The following is a 15393-nucleotide window of genomic DNA, read 5'->3' as shown; positions in this document are numbered from 1 at the left end:
AAGCCGTATTAAAAGTAAGCAACAAAAAAGATAAGCGGTATCACCAAGCAACACAAGCGATCACCAGAGAAAATACGAATGAATTGCCGTTGAGACAAATTTTAGACATAAAAAAAGCCGACATAAAGTCAGCTTTTTTTAAAATATGGTGCGGAAGGAGAGACTCGAACTCTCACGCCGTGAAGCACTGGAACCTAAATCCAGCGTGTCTACCAATTCCACCACTCCCGCAAGGAATGGCGAGCATTATAGGCAAATCATTTTTCTGGTCAACACTTTTTTTAAATTATTTAATAAAAAGCGTAAAACAATTGCCCTTGCCGCCATTACACTGTGGTCTCAATTAGAAATTACGACCATTTAGATACTCACCACGCTCATAACGTACCGCCATCTCCTCAAGATCCATAGTATGGATTCGAGATGCTTGGCCAGCACAACCAAAAGCTTCATAGCGATCAATACACACAGCCTTCATCGCTTTAATGCTTTCAGTCAAATACTTACGAGGGTCAAAATTGCCTTTGTGCTCAGCAAGACTACGACGAATTGCACCCGTTGCCGCTAGACGTAAGTCTGTATCGATATTGACCTTACGAACACCATAGCGAATGGCTTTCACAATCTCTTCAACTGGAACACCATAAGTTTCTGGAATGTCACCACCAAACTCATTAATGATTTCTAACCAATCTTGCGGCACAGAAGAAGAGCCGTGCAACACAATATGAGTATTAGGTAACAGGTCTACAATCTTCGCGATACGCTCGATATCTAGAATGTCTCCAGTCGGTGGACGAGTGAACTTGTAAGCACCGTGACTTGTGCCGATCGCAACAGCCAATGCATCAATGCCCGTTGCATTAACAAAATCAACCGCTTCTTGAGGATCGGTTAGCATCTGATCATGGGACAAAATGCCTTCAGCACCCACGCCATCTTCTTCACCTGCTTGGCCTGTTTCTAATGAGCCTAGCACGCCCAACTCACCCTCAACAGAAACACCACAAGCATGAGCAAACTCAACCGTACGGCGTGTCACGTCCACATTGTAATCATAACTGGCTGGCGTCTTACCATCTGCCATTAAAGAGCCATCCATCATAACGGATGAAAACCCTAGCTGGATCGAACGCTGGCAAATTGCAGGTGACGTGCCGTGATCCTGATGCATCACAACTGGGATATGCGGAAAGTCTTCAATAGCCGCCGCAATAAGGTGGCGAAGGAAGTGAGACCCTGCGTATTTACGCGCTCCTGCAGAGGCCTGCATGATAACAGGAGAATTCACCTCATTGGCGGCTTCCATAATGGCTTTAACCTGCTCCATGTTATTCACATTAAAAGCAGGAAGACCATAGCTGTGCTCAGCCGCATGATCTAACAATTGACGCATACTAATTAAAGGCATAAAAGGTTTTCCTCTGACAATAATCCTCTATGAACATCATAGAAGACGGAGTTATGGCGAACTCTCTGGTTATTTATTTTTTCATAGACGCTATTACTAGCGACATGTGGCTTACGCCTTATCGTTATTGTCATTCTCGACACATGTGCCGAGATTAGTCACTCTCTGGTTTTATTATCCGTTAACTCATCATCTAAACGATCCGGTCAACGTGATTGGCTTTACGCCTTTATTATAATGAACGTTTTTTGTCGTTCTATCGTACTAATTTTGCGCGCGACTCTCTAGCATGGCAACCGCTGGAAGCACTTTTCCTTCAACAAATTCAAGAAATGCACCGCCACCTGTCGAAATATAAGAAACATGATCCGTAATATCATACTTATCAACAGCGGCTAACGTATCACCACCACCAGCAATAGAAAAACCTTCGCTCTTGGCGATCGCCATTGCTAATGCTTTCGTGCCACTGCCAAATTGGTCAAACTCAAACACACCGACAGGGCCGTTCCAGATAATCGTCTGTGAACTTTCGAGCAAGGCGGCAAAAGCAGCTCCCGCTTTTGGCCCGATATCCAAAATCATATCATCAGGAGCCACATCTTTGGCGTCTTTAATGATGGCTTCGGCATCTGCTGAAAACGCGGTTGCAACCACCACATCTTCTGGTAATGGAATACTGGTTTTTGCCATCAAGGCTTTGGCTTGTGGAATCAAATCTTCTTCATATAAAGACTTACCAATCGGGTAACCTGCAGCAGCTAAGAAGGTATTTGCAATCCCACCCCCCACAATAAGCTGATCCACTTTGTCTGACAAAGATTCAAGCACAGTCAGCTTAGTAGAAACTTTAGAGCCCCCAACAATTGCTGCCATTGGGCGCGCTGGGGTTGCCAATGCTTTTTCTAACGCCTCTAGCTCATTAGCGAGCAACGGACCCGCACACGCCACTGGAGCAAACTTCGCCACCCCATGCGTTGATGCTTGCGCACGGTGAGCAGTACCAAATGCATCCATTACAAACACATCACACAAGGCCGCCATTTTCTGCGCTAATTCGTCATCGTCTTTTTTCTCACCCACATTAAAGCGCACGTTCTCAACAAGCACTAATTGTCCCGCTGCAACCTCGACGCCATCCAGCCAATCTTTTATAAGTGGCACTTCTTGGCCGAGCAAACTAGACAGGTGTGTCGCGACCGGTTGAAGCGAGTAGGCTTCTTCATACTGACCTTCCGTTGGGCGCCCTAGGTGAGACATCACCATGACTTTCGCACCCGCTTCTAATGCCCACTTAATGGTTGGCAATGCGGCACGAATTCGCGCATCGCTTGTCACCTTGCCATCTTTCACTGGTACATTGAGATCTTCACGAATAAGTACGCGCTTGTCAGCCAATTCCAGTTCTTTCATTTTAATTACGGTCATGCACGATTTCCTCGTCATTTAACAGCTATAAACATCGAATTTTAGAAACATTATCTGATGATGACATCAGCCCAATGTTTGGCCACATCCAACATACGGTTGGCATAGCCCCATTCATTATCAAACCAGCATAATAGCTTTACCATACGCCCATCAATAACATGGGTTTGTGTGCCATCAATAATCACCGAGCGCGGATCATGGTTAAAATCCACCGACGCATGAGGCTCATTGGTAAAACCAAGCAAACCAGCATACTTCAAGGTCGCAGCTTGCTGTAATTGCTGATTAATCTCTTCCTTGGTCACTGCATTTTCTGTACGTAAAACCAAGTCAATCGCAGAAACATTTAACGTCGGTACTCGTACGGCATTGCAACCAATTTTTCCTTCTAACTCAGGCATCAAGCGGGCAATACCGCGGGATAAGCCGGTATTAACAGGGATAATTGAACTTAAAGCGGAGCGAGTTAAACGCAAATCTTTCGGGTTATAACCATCGATCACCGGCTGGTCATTCATCGCCGAATGAATCGTCTGCGCAACGCCATGTTCAACCCCTGCAAATGCTTTAATCGTATCTAACACAGGAATCAAACAATTTGTCGTGCATGAAGCCGCCGACACGATGGAGTGCTCAGCAGTCACTTGATGTTGATTGAATCCAAAGACAATTGTCGCATCCACATCCGCGGCAGCAGGTTGGGAAAGTAATAGACGGGGTACCCCTGCATCTAGATAATTTTGCGCGCCTTCGCGCTCAGAAAAACTCCCAGAACACTCCAATACCATATCAACATTCAATGCATCCCACGCCAATAAATCAGGCGTTTCGCAATGAAAGCAATGGATTTCATCATCGCCAATTAGCAGTGAGTTATTGCGGGTGTTTACAGGCTTGGGGAATCGCCCATGCGTTGTGTCATAGCGCGTAAGATAGCTCATTGTCTCAATATCAGACAATTCATTGATCGCCACCACCTGAAGGTGATCACGGTAGCCGTTTTCATATAAAGCGCGTAATACAGAGCGCCCTATTCGACCATAACCATTGATTGCAACTCGTAACATAGCCCTACTTCATCACAATAAAAGGCGTGTTATTGCCCTTCACAAACAGTAGAAAAAAGAGGCGCGCTGATCGGCGCGCCTCTTTTGCTTAACGTAACACTTAAGCAGACAACAGTTTTTCTGCCGTCGCTACGACGTTATCAACCGTGAAACCAAAGTGTTTCAACAGATCACCACCCGGAGCAGATTCGCCGAATGTTGTCATTCCAACAGTTGCACCTTGGAAACCAACGTATTTGCACCAGAAATCAACATGCGCAGCTTCAATCGCTACACGCTTAGTCACAGTGCTTGGCAATACAGACTCTTTGTATTCTGCATCTTGAGCATCAAATACAGTGGTTGAAGGCATAGAAACAACACGTACTTTCGTACCTTTCTCCGTTAAGGCTTCAGCAGAAGACATCGCCAAACCTACTTCAGAGCCAGTAGCAATCAAGATCAACTCTGGTGTACCAGCGCAATCTTTTAGTACGTAACCACCCTTAGCAACATTGGCTAACTGGTCAGCCGTACGGGCTTGTGCTGGTAGCCCCTGACGTGAGAATACCAAAGATGTCGGACCATCACGACGCTCGATAGCAGCCTTCCAAGCCACTGCTGTTTCCGCTGCATCACATGGACGCCAAACAGACATGTTTGGTGTCATACGTAAATTCGCTAGCTGCTCAACAGGTTGGTGCGTAGGACCATCTTCACCTTGACCAATGGAGTCATGGGTGTAAACAAAGACGTTTTGAATGCCCATCAGAGCAGACATACGTACCGCATTACGTGCGTATTCCATAAACATCATGAAAGTCGCACCGTAGTTAATAAAACCACCGTGTAGCGACGCACCGTTCATGATGCCACTCATACCGAATTCACGTACACCGTAATAGATGTAGTTACCAGCAGCGTCGTCTTGAATACCTTTAGAACCAGACCAAAGCGTTAAGTTAGAACCCGCTAAATCGGCAGAACCACCTAGTAATTCAGGTAACATCGCACCAAAAGTGCCAATGGCATTTTGTGACGCTTTACGGCTAGCAATGCTTTCGCCCTTGTCTTGGCATTCTTGAATGAAAGCTTGTGCTTTTTCTTCGAAATCAGCAGGAAGATCACCTTTTAACACACGACGATCAAATTCTGCTGCCAGCTCAGGGTAAGCCGCTTTATAGGCCTCAAAAGAAGCTTCCCACTCTGCTTGAGCAGAAGCACCTTTTTCTTTTGCATCCCAACCAGCATAAACATCAGCAGGGACTTCAAATGGTGCGTGTTTCCAACCAAGGAACTCACGTGCAGCGGCGATTTCAGCATCACCAAGTGGCGCACCATGACAGTCGTGGCTGCCAGACTTGTTTGGAGAACCAAAACCGATAATCGTCTTGCAGCAAATCAGAGTTGGTTTAGACGTTTCCGCTTTTGCCGCTTCGATTGCCGCTTTAATTGCTTCTGGATCGTGTCCATCTACGCCTGAAATAACATGCCAGCCGTAAGACTCAAAACGCTTCGGCGTGTCATCGGTAAACCAGCCTTCAACATGACCATCGATAGAAATGCCATTGTCATCCCAGAATGCAACCAATTTGCCAAGACCTAGCGTACCAGCCAATGAACATGCTTCATGGGAGATACCTTCCATTAAACAACCATCGCCTAGGAAACAATAAGTATTGTGATCAACAATCGCATGGCCTTCTCGGTTAAATTGCGCCGCTAGGGTTTTCTCAGCAATTGCCATACCTACTGCATTACTAATACCAGCGCCTAGAGGACCAGTCGTTGTTTCAACGCCATCTGTGTAACCGTATTCAGGGTGACCAGGTGTTTTAGAGTGTAATTGGCGGAATTGTTTGATTTCTTCGATTGGCAAGTTGTAGCCAGAAAGGTGTAGCAAAGAATAAATCAACATAGAGCCATGACCGTTAGACAAGACAAAGCGGTCGCGATCAGCCCATTTTGAATTATTTGGGTTATGCTTTAGAAAGTCGTTCCATAGCACTTCTGCAATGTCTGCCATACCCATTGGGGCACCTGGGTGGCCTGAGTTAGCTTTTTGTACAGCATCCATACTCAGAGCACGTATGGCGTTAGCAAGTTCTTTACGAGACGGCATTGTTATTCCACTCCTGATAGCTCAACGAACAATAAAAAATATGTTTATGCTGTGAGTTAGTCTTGCGATCCACCGGCAATTTACGCACCAAAATAAAGCAAGAAAAACGAAACAGCGTGACTTCTGAACCATCCTAGCAAAAAAGAACGCCATTTACTCATTAATATGGCGTGGTTAACTTGAATTTTTAGCCTAGGTAGTAGATCATTTATCGCACTTACAGCGTCGATTTGTTTCGGCTTGCGGACGCTATATAAAAGCAGCTAAACAGAATCAGTATCACCTGTTTAGCTGCGTTCAATGCTAAGCGGGTTTTTTTATGCCTGTTTGGCGCTTATCCATCATTTTTGATAGAGGCCCTAAACATGTCAGAGTATTCTTTATTTACCTCAGAATCCGTTTCTGAAGGTCACCCAGATAAAATCGCAGACCAAGTGTCTGACGCCATCCTAGATGCCATTCTTGAAAAAGACCCAGAAGCACGTGTCGCGTGTGAAACCCTAGTAAAAACAGGCATGGTACTTGTTGCCGGTGAAGTCCGTACCGACGCTTGGGTCGACATCGAAGAGATCGCTCGCGGCGTGATTCGTGAGATTGGCTACAACAGTTCTGATATGGGATTCGATTGGGAGTCTTGTGCGGTAATGAACGCCATTGGTAAACAATCTGCCGACATCGCGGTCGGTGTTGATGAAGCCAGCGAGAAAGAGCAAGGCGCCGGAGACCAAGGCTTAATGTTCGGTTTTGCGACAAATGAAACCGATGTACTAATGCCAGCACCTATTACCTATTCACATCGTTTGGTTCAACGCCAAGCAGAAGTACGTAAAAACGGCACACTAGACTTCCTTCGCCCAGACGCGAAAAGCCAAGTAACCTTCCGTTACGATGAAAACGGCAAGCCTTGTGCTATCGATGCAGTAGTACTTTCTACACAACACAGCGCAAGTGTTAAACAAGCGGATCTGCGCGAAGCGGTAATGGAAGAAATCATCAAGCCAGTGCTACCAGCAGAATGGCTATCGAAAGAAACCAAATACTTCATCAACCCAACTGGCCAATTCATTATTGGCGGCCCTGTTGGTGACTGTGGTCTAACCGGACGTAAAATCATCGTAGATACTTATGGCGGCATGGCACGTCACGGTGGCGGCGCGTTCTCAGGTAAAGATCCATCTAAAGTAGACCGTTCAGCGGCTTATGCTGGTCGTTATGTTGCGAAAAACATCGTAGCGGCAGGGTTAGCAGACAAATGTGAAATTCAAATCTCTTACGCTATTGGTGTTGCTGAGCCGACTTCAATCAGTATCAATACTTTTGGTACAGGTAAAGTAAGCGATGCCTTGATTTCTCAGTTAGTTCGCGAGCACTTCGAACTGCGCCCAGCAGGACTGGTAAAAATGCTTGATTTGAAACGTCCTATTTACCTACCAACAGCTGCATATGGCCACTTCGGTCGCACCGGTGACAACTTCACTTGGGAAAAAACAGATAAAGCAGAGGCGCTACGTCGCGCTGCGGGTTTATAATCTTGCTCATTTCCAGTATAAAGCCCTCTCTATAGAGGGCTTTTTTATTGCTCCATTCTTTTATTGGCTTTTTGATACTGACGGAGCGTAAAAACAGATGCGAATTCCACGAATTTTTGTTGATATAGAGTTGGCTGAAAATTCTAAAGTCGAGCTACCGGATTCTGCCTTTCAGCATGTTTGCAAAGTTCTCCGTTTAAAAAACGCTCACCCTGTACGCCTGTTTAATGGTCAAGGCGGACAATACCATGGTGAGTTATGTGACGTAGAAAAACGCTCCGCCTGCGTTCAGCTGTCTCACTACGAAGCACTACAAAATGAATCTCCTTTAAAAGTCACTATTGGCCAAACGCTCTCTCGAGGAGAGCGCATGGATTATGCAATCCAAAAAGCCGTGGAGTCAGGGGCCTATGAAATTCAGCCCTTATTTAGTACCCGCTGCGAAGTAAAACTACAGGATAACCGCTTAGAGAAACGCTTACAGCATTGGCAACAGGTTGCCATCAGCGCCGCTGAACAATCTGGCCGTGGAATAGTGCCAAACATAAAACCACCCATGAACCTTATTGACTGGGTCGCAAGTTGTAACGATATGTTAAAGCTGACACTGCATCATCATAGTGCCAAACCCGTATCTCAATACCAACAGCCCAGCAATAATCAGATTGCTCTGTTGATTGGACCTGAGGGGGGGCTAACAGAACAGGAAGTAGAAACGGCAAGGACTCACGGGTTTAATGCAATAGCTTTAGGGCCAAGAGTGTTAAGGACAGAAACGGCTCCTGTTGTGGCACTAACCGCACTAAATTTACTTTGGGGTGACGTTTAACTGTTTTATCTAAAAAGATATTCCTGTTAATGTAACACAACCACTACAGATTAATGGCTAAAATGGATTTAGCATCAGCAGAAGATGAATTCAAAGGATAAATAAGACATGTTATTGCGAACTCTTATATCACGTGCGACTTATCTGGGAATCATTCTCTCTTCTGCTAATTTGTACGCCATTACTCTTGAAGAAGCCACTTATACCGCCATCAATAATAGCCCCACGGTAAGGCAAGCTATTGCCCAATACCGAGAAGATCTGCAAAACACAGAGATCTCAAAACATACTGGCTTTTACCCAAGTATCGACCTTGCCGCAGGAACAGGCAGAGAAAGAACTTATGCCGATTCAGGCACCGCAGAAAACGTAACGCTAACCAGGCGTGAACTGTCTTTGTCGCTCACTCAACCTTTGTTTGATGGCTTTGCCTCCACCTATGATGTTAAACGTCTAGATAGTGAAGCCGAAGCAGATCGCTGGAACGCTTTGGTGAGTGTTGAAAATACGGCATTAAGCGTCGCTCAGGTCTACGCCAATGTCCTACGCTTTCGCGAATTAGTTGCATTGGCCGATCTCAACCTAGAAACTCACAACCGTATTTACAGTCAAATCAAATTAAAAAGCGACACCGGCGTTGGTAGGCAATCGGATTTAAGCCAAATTACCGCCCGCCTCGCGAAAGCGTATTCCAATCGATTGGCGGCAATAAACAATCTTAGAGATGCTGAAAGCAACTACAAAAACATCGTTGGCGAGCTGCCACCCAAAGATATGATTTATCCGGTGCCAGACAAAACCTTATTGCCCAAAAGCCTTGATGATGCCATTGAGCAATCCCTAGCAAAAAACCCAGCGGTGGAAGGCTCTAAATGGGATATTAAAGCCACCGAGCACTTCAAAAAGTCAGTCGAAGGCTCTAAGTACCCTACGCTTAACTTCGTTGTCGAGCGAACTTGGAATAAAAACATCGATGGCTCAGAAGGACCTGATGAAGATTTACAAGCGATGATACGTTTGAACTACAACCTATATAGCGGTGGTAATTACAAACGCAATAAAGAGGTTGCGGTGCAACAAATCACTCAAGCCTCTGAGATTCGCCGCCAGACACTAAGAGATACCGAGTTAACAGTGCGCTTAGCCTGGGCTGCTTATGAAGCGACTACAGGCCAAAAAGAACACATTAAAGATTATGTGGTAGCCACGAAAGAGTCTCAAGTTGCCTATGAAAAGCAATTTCGCTTAGGTCGACGCACCTTACTGGATTTGCTCGACAGTGAGAACGAACTGTTCGAAGCTCGCCAAGATTACGTCAATGCAGATTACGATGAACTCTTTTCTGAATTCCGCCTGTTCAATGCCAAAGGCGATTTGATGACGGCGTTTAGAATTTATCGTCCACCACTACTTGGCTTTGAAGATCATTTTGACGATGAGCAGGCTCCGGTTAAAAACCAGTCTCCTAGCGAAGAGCTAAAGGCGGCGGAGTCAGCGATACAAACAAAACCAGAACCATCGATACTCAAAATCAATCAACCGGCGCCTCAACCTGCAACGCCAGTTAAAAAAGAGAATGAGAAAAGCCTCGAAGAACAATTGTTTTTCGAGGCTGATGAACAAGGTGGAGGCTGGCAATAAAATACCTTCTGACCCTTTTCCTAAGCGTCATCAGTTTAGCGTTATTCGCGGCTGATGACGTTTCTCTTTATGGAAAAAACTTTAAACCACAGTCATTACAAGATGATGATAATGACGGCGTGATTAATGCCCGTGATGCCTGTCCCAACACGCCCAAAGGCGCTTTAGTGACGCTACAAGGTTGTCCAGAAGAAAGTAACTCGCTTCTCTCCATGGACATGCAAATCCTTTTTAAACCCAATTCCTATAGAGTCAGCCCGCGTTTTTATGGCAAGATCCAACAATTAGCAGACTTTTTAAGAAGCCATCCTGATACCAAGGTTCGTATCGAAGGCCACACTGACAATAGGGGCAGTGCCGCGGACAATCAACAGCTGTCACAAGACAGAGCGCAGGCCATTAGCGATATTTTGATAGATAAATTCAAAATAGCGTCACACAGAGTGACCGCAATTGGTTATGGTGATAGCCAACCTGTTGCCAGTAACGAGACACCGGAAGGACAGATGAAAAATCGTCGCGTGGTCGCTGAGGTCTTGTCTAATCAAACGCGCCAATTAAAGAAATGGACAATATATAGCGTTGATCAAGACATCCAATAATCCTTTATGTTTGCCAGATACAGGGTGTTTTTTCTTCTCAGTGGCCCCATATTTCTATAGCATCAACCACTAATAACTGATGATAGGCGATACCTTCATTCTTTCACTTGATTCATCGCTGCAGGAAACGACATATGACAATTAAACTTGGTATTGTAATGGATCCGATCGAATCCATTAATTACAAGAAAGACACTTCTTTAGCTATGCTTTGGGCCGCTGCAGAAAAAGGCTGGCAGCTCATTTACATGGAACAAAAAGACCTATTTTTAGACCGCGGGAAAGCCTACGCTATGGCACGCCCTCTTCAAGTTCATAAAGATCCAGAGCATTTTTATGACTTAGGGGAAGAAAGCAAAATGGCATTAGGCGATATAGATGTCATCTTGATGCGCAAAGACCCGCCATTTGATGGTGAATTTGTCTATAGCACCATGATTCTTGAGCAAGCTGAACGCGATGGCGCCATGGTTGTTAATGATCCGAAAAGCCTACGAGACTGCAACGAGAAGCTGTTTGCTACACAATTCCCTGAGTGTTGCCCACCGGTATTGGTTACTCGTCGTGCAGACCTTCTGAAAGCTTTCCATGAAGAGCATGGCGATGTCATTTTTAAGCCTCTTGACGGTATGGGCGGTAGCTCTATCTTCCGTCTTAAAGCAGACGATGCGAACGTCAGTGTTATCATTGAAACACTGACCAAGATGGGCACTGAGCAAATTATGGCTCAGAAATTTATTCCAGAGATAAAACAAGGTGATAAACGTATTCTTGTGGTCAATGGAGAGCCTATTCCTTTCGCATTAGCGCGTATTCCTGCAGCCGGTGAGACCCGCGGAAACCTAGCCGCAGGCGGCCGCGGAGAAGGCAGACCGCTTTCTGAGCGTGACCGCTGGATCTGTGATCAAGTGATCCCTTCTCTAAAAGAAAAAGGGCTTATGTTTGTCGGCCTAGATGTTATCGGCGATTATCTAACAGAAATCAACGTCACCAGCCCTACCTGCGTAAGAGAACTGGACACTCAGTTTGATCTGAATATCGCTAAGGTGCTAATGGATGCAATAGAAGCCCGTTTAGCGTCCTGATCACAATGCGGGTAGCGGATCGATTTACTTTTGCTCTCTTCATTGCCATTAGTGCTCATGTGCTAATGGCAATGTTCGTTGGCTTCGACTTCTCGCTGCCCAGCCCAAAACCAAAAACGTTAGAAATCACCCTAGTTCAACATTCTTCAGATGCGCCGAAAGAAGCCGACTTTATTGCTCAGGCGAATCAACAAGCCAGTGGTACAGAGCTGCGAAAGCATAAACTAACCACCACAGAAAGCGCCCGTTTTTTATCGGATAACATCCAAGAGATTACCCCGCCATTGCAGCCTAAAATTGCCTCTAGCGAACCCATTGAAGAGCAGCCTTTATTAGCGACATCTCAAGCGGATGCTGTTTTTAAAGTTAAAAAAGTCCCAGCTCAGCAACAAAAAACACTAGAAGAACGATTTAAAGGCGAAACCCAAGTTCCAGACCACTTATCAGCGGATATTTCGACCCTTGAGGCGTTACTAGATAGACAACGCCAAGAGTATGCCAAACGACCGAGAATCCGTCGCCTCACTTCGGTTTCAGCGAAAGCCGCGGTGGACGCGAAATACCTAGATGAGTGGCGCCGCCGTATCGAGCGCATTGGTAATATTCATTATCCTGCTGAAGCAAAACGCAATCACTTATACGGTCAATTGCGTTTGGCCGTCATGCTACAACCCAATGGCCAAGTGGATGGCATTGAGGTTTTGCATTCTTCAGGTATTCGCGTATTAGATGATGCCGCTATGAGGATTGTACGTCTTGCGGCTCCTTTTGCAGCCTTTCCTGACGCGCTGAAAAAAGAAGTCGATAAGTTAGAAATTATCCGAACTTGGCAATTCCTTCCTGGCAATGAACTGCAGAGCCAATAGCCTGCTCGCATCTATCTGCTAAAAAGCACGGTGGCCCTAAAACAAAAAAAGCCCTCACTAGGAGAGCTTTTCATCAACACAACCAATGAAAGGATCAGCTAAACTGACCGTCTCCCATTGCAATGCGGATTTTCTTCATCGCATTTTTCTCTAATTGACGAATACGTTCCGCTGACACGCCATATTCATCCGCCAGTTCATGCAATGTGGATTTGCTATCAGATAACCAACGCTGCACTAAAATATTACGGCTACGCTCATCAAGGTCTGACATCGCTTCTTCAAGACGGCTATTGGAGTCCGCTTCCCAGTTGCCATTTTCAAGCAATGTAGCAGGGTTATGGGAGTGGTCTTCCAAATACTGAGAAGGCGCTTGGAAAGCACTTTCATCATCGTCATCTGCTGAGGCATCAAACGCCATATCAGAAGCGCTTAAACGGCCTTCCATCTGTCGCACAACGGCTGGCGTAACACCTAAATCGCTTGCTACAGACTCTACTTCGGAGTTACTAAACCAAGACAAGGTTTTTTTGGCGCTGCGTAAATTAAAGAACATTTTGCGTTGGGCTTTGGTTGTCGCCACTTTTACGATACGCCAGTTCTTCAGAATAAATTCATGAATTTCTGCTTTAATCCAGTGCACCGCAAAGGAAACAAGGCGAACACCCACTTCAGGGTTAAAGCGTTTTACCGCCTTCATCAAGCCAACATTACCTTCTTGGATCAAATCGCCTTGTGCCAAGCCATAGCCTGAGTAACTTTTCGCGATATGTACCACGAATCTCAAATGAGACATTACCAGTGTACGAGCGGCTTCAAGGTCTTCTTTATAATAAAGACGTTCCGCCAGCGCCCGTTCTTCATCGGCTGACAAAATTGGAATTCTGCTGACGGCCTGTACGTAAGATTCTAGGTTCTGGCCTGGAATCATCATGTCTGTAGGCTGGAGAGCTTTACCCATCTCTATTTCCACCTTCTTAAGTTCATATTCACTATGAATCGATATTAGCAAGTTAATTTCTGTTGTGTGTGACACAAATGTGAATAAAGCGTGTCGTTTCTATTCACTGCAAGAAAACGTGATTTGTGTCACTGTAATTCTATATGTGCAATATGACGATTAACCGCAATCCATGCCCCTAATACGCCAATTAATGCACTTATAGTTAAACATAAAACAATCTCATCTGCATTAAAAGTCTGCAGCTGAAAACCACCATGATAGAGCTCGATTAGCCGCTCTGCTGGAGCGCTTACCCACCAGCTAAGCACCAGAATACAAAGGGTCGCAAACACACCACCTAAGATTCCAAACCAAAACCCCATATACAAAAATGGTCGACGAATATAGCTGTCCGTTGCACCAACCAGCTTCATCACCAAAACTTCATCACGACGACTTTCCACCGCCATCCGTATGGTATTCCCAACTATCAACAATACCGCAATGACTAATAAACTGGATAACGCATAGACAAAACGCTGCCCAAAACTCAGTATATTGGCAAGGCGCTGTAACCATTGTGCATCCAATTCCGCATATTCTACCTCAGTTTGTCCGGCGAGCTGGTCACGCAACGACTGCAGCAAGGCAAGCGACTGCAAGTTAACCGCTTCTTTTGGTATTACTTTTAAGACAATCGGTAATGGGTTTTCAGGCAATGACGAAAGAATCTGCTCATAACCACTGGAACGCTCAAAATAGCGTAACCCTTCTTCTTTTGAAACATAGTCAACGGTTGCAACATCTGGTCGAGATGATAGCCGATGGGATAACGCCAAGGCTTTGGTATCGTCCACTTGAGGAAACAGGTACAAAGTAATAACGGATTGCTGCTCCCAATTATCGGTAACCGACTGAACATTTTTCAGTAACACATACAAACCACCTGGTAATGATAACGCAATGGCGATCACCATGACCGTCATCAAAGTCGCCAGTGGGTAATGAACCAAGCGCATAAAGCTTTCTGCTAATGTCGCTTGATGCTGACGTAGGTACAGGTTTACATTAAATGCAGGTCGGCTGGGCCAATTATGCTTTGTGGCTTTTACCGATTGTCGGGTTGCGCCGCGCTGAGAAGGTTTTTGAGACATTTAACTAAACCCTCCATCGTTCACCATCCGGCCTTGATTTAACGTCAGCACTCGATGACGCATCCGCGCCACCAACGCCAAGTCATGGCTCGCGACCAGCACGGTTACCCCAACATTATTAAACTCTTGAAAGAGGTTCATAATCTCGGCCGACAGTCGAGGGTCTAAATTACCAGTTGGCTCATCTGCCAATAAGAGTTGAGGCTTATTAACCACAGCGCGCGCGATGCCAATACGTTGTTGCTCACCACCGGACAGCGCCATTGGGTTGTATTTTTCCTTGCTCAACAGGCCAACTTTATCCAATGCTGCCCGTACTCGCTTTGCCGTTTGCTCATGATCAGCACCACTCACTTGTAGTGGTAAAGCAACATTATGAAAAACACTACGATCAAACAATAATTGATGGTTTTGAAACACCACACCGACACGACGGCGATGCTGAGGAATAGCCCGGCGGCTTAGCGTACGTAAGTCCACTCCGTCGACTAAGATTTGTCCTGAAGTTTGCCGCTCAATCATCATCATGAGTTTCATTAAGGTACTTTTACCAGCGCCTGAATGGCCAGTTAGAAATGCCATTTCACCCTGCTGCAAATGAAAACTCACCTGCGATAAGGCTTCTTGTCCACTGTCGTATTTCTTTCCAACTCGCTGAAATTCAATTTCCACGCTGCTTCAGTATCCTTATGTCATTAGCCAACTAAGGCGCCCATCTATTCCTATTTAATACC

General features: G+C 45.5%; 13 protein-coding genes, 1 tRNA gene and 1 riboswitch. Of the genes, 6 read left to right on the top strand and 8 right to left on the bottom strand.

What is annotated here, in order from left to right:
- Positions 1-146: 146 nt before the first annotated feature.
- The 5 genes from DFP81_RS16780 to tkt all read right to left on the bottom strand — a co-directional run bounded on the left by DFP81_RS16780 (position 147) and on the right by tkt (position 6010).
- Positions 147-231: transfer RNA gene (locus tag DFP81_RS16780), tRNA-Leu, on the bottom strand.
- Positions 232-343: 112 nt separating this feature from the next.
- Complete coding sequence (gene fba, locus DFP81_RS16775) at positions 344-1411, bottom strand: class II fructose-bisphosphate aldolase (protein WP_115899040.1); 1068 nt, start codon at positions 1409-1411, stop codon at positions 344-346.
- 264 nt (positions 1412-1675) lie between these two features.
- Positions 1676-2839, bottom strand: a complete 1164-nt coding sequence (locus DFP81_RS16770; RefSeq protein ID WP_115899039.1) for a phosphoglycerate kinase — start codon at positions 2837-2839, stop codon at positions 1676-1678.
- 50 nt (positions 2840-2889) lie between these two features.
- The gene (locus DFP81_RS16765; RefSeq protein WP_115899038.1) at positions 2890-3909 is read right to left on the bottom strand and encodes a type I glyceraldehyde-3-phosphate dehydrogenase; all 1020 of its coding nucleotides are present in this window, start codon (positions 3907-3909) and stop codon (positions 2890-2892) included.
- A 100-nt stretch (positions 3910-4009) separates the two neighbouring features.
- Entirely contained in the window at positions 4010-6010 is a 2001-nt protein-coding gene (gene tkt, locus DFP81_RS16760; RefSeq protein WP_115899037.1) for a transketolase, read from the bottom strand.
- Between the two features lie 212 nt (positions 6011-6222).
- Positions 6223-6298, top strand: a riboswitch (SAM riboswitch).
- A 77-nt stretch (positions 6299-6375) separates the two neighbouring features.
- Here tkt and metK point away from each other — a divergent pair.
- From metK to DFP81_RS16730, 6 genes are all read left to right on the top strand, one after another.
- On the top strand, positions 6376-7539 hold the full coding sequence (gene metK / locus DFP81_RS16755) for a methionine adenosyltransferase (RefSeq protein ID WP_115899036.1): 1164 nt from the start codon (positions 6376-6378) through the stop codon (positions 7537-7539).
- Between the two features lie 97 nt (positions 7540-7636).
- The gene (locus tag DFP81_RS16750; protein ID WP_115899035.1) at positions 7637-8368 is read left to right on the top strand and encodes a 16S rRNA (uracil(1498)-N(3))-methyltransferase; all 732 of its coding nucleotides are present in this window, start codon (positions 7637-7639) and stop codon (positions 8366-8368) included.
- Between the two features lie 108 nt (positions 8369-8476).
- Positions 8477-10009 (top strand): TolC family outer membrane protein, encoded by a 1533-nt coding sequence (locus tag DFP81_RS16745; RefSeq protein WP_115899034.1) that lies wholly within the window; start codon positions 8477-8479, stop codon positions 10007-10009.
- A 119-nt stretch (positions 10010-10128) separates the two neighbouring features.
- Positions 10129-10611 carry an OmpA family protein gene (locus DFP81_RS16740; protein ID WP_245959202.1) on the top strand — a complete coding sequence of 161 codons (483 nt, stop codon included), beginning with the start codon at positions 10129-10131 and terminating at the stop codon, positions 10609-10611.
- A gap of 134 nt (positions 10612-10745) precedes the next feature.
- Positions 10746-11696: a glutathione synthase gene (gene gshB, locus DFP81_RS16735; protein WP_115899032.1), complete on the top strand. Its 951-nt coding sequence runs from the start codon at positions 10746-10748 to the stop codon at positions 11694-11696.
- A gap of 5 nt (positions 11697-11701) precedes the next feature.
- On the top strand, positions 11702-12562 hold the full coding sequence (locus DFP81_RS16730; protein ID WP_115899031.1) for an energy transducer TonB: 861 nt from the start codon (positions 11702-11704) through the stop codon (positions 12560-12562).
- 94 nt (positions 12563-12656) lie between these two features.
- Here the strand turns inward: DFP81_RS16730 and rpoH are convergent, their stop codons facing one another.
- From rpoH to ftsE, 3 genes are all read right to left on the bottom strand, one after another.
- A complete protein-coding gene (rpoH, locus tag DFP81_RS16725; RefSeq protein WP_115899030.1) occupies positions 12657-13523 on the bottom strand; it encodes an RNA polymerase sigma factor RpoH in 867 nt (288 codons plus the stop codon).
- Positions 13524-13651: 128 nt separating this feature from the next.
- Positions 13652-14659, bottom strand: coding sequence for a permease-like cell division protein FtsX (gene ftsX / locus DFP81_RS16720; RefSeq protein ID WP_115899029.1), 1008 nt, complete (start codon positions 14657-14659; stop codon positions 13652-13654).
- Entirely contained in the window at positions 14660-15331 is a 672-nt protein-coding gene (ftsE, locus tag DFP81_RS16715; RefSeq protein ID WP_115899028.1) for a cell division ATP-binding protein FtsE, read from the bottom strand.
- Between the last annotated feature and the right edge of the window lie 62 nt (positions 15332-15393).

The sequence above is a fragment of the Marinomonas pollencensis genome (assembly GCF_003387375.1).
Lineage (GTDB): Bacteria > Pseudomonadota > Gammaproteobacteria > Pseudomonadales > Marinomonadaceae > Marinomonas > Marinomonas pollencensis.
The sequence above is the reverse complement of the archived record's forward strand: the minus strand, read 5'-3'. Positions and strand labels throughout refer to the sequence as shown.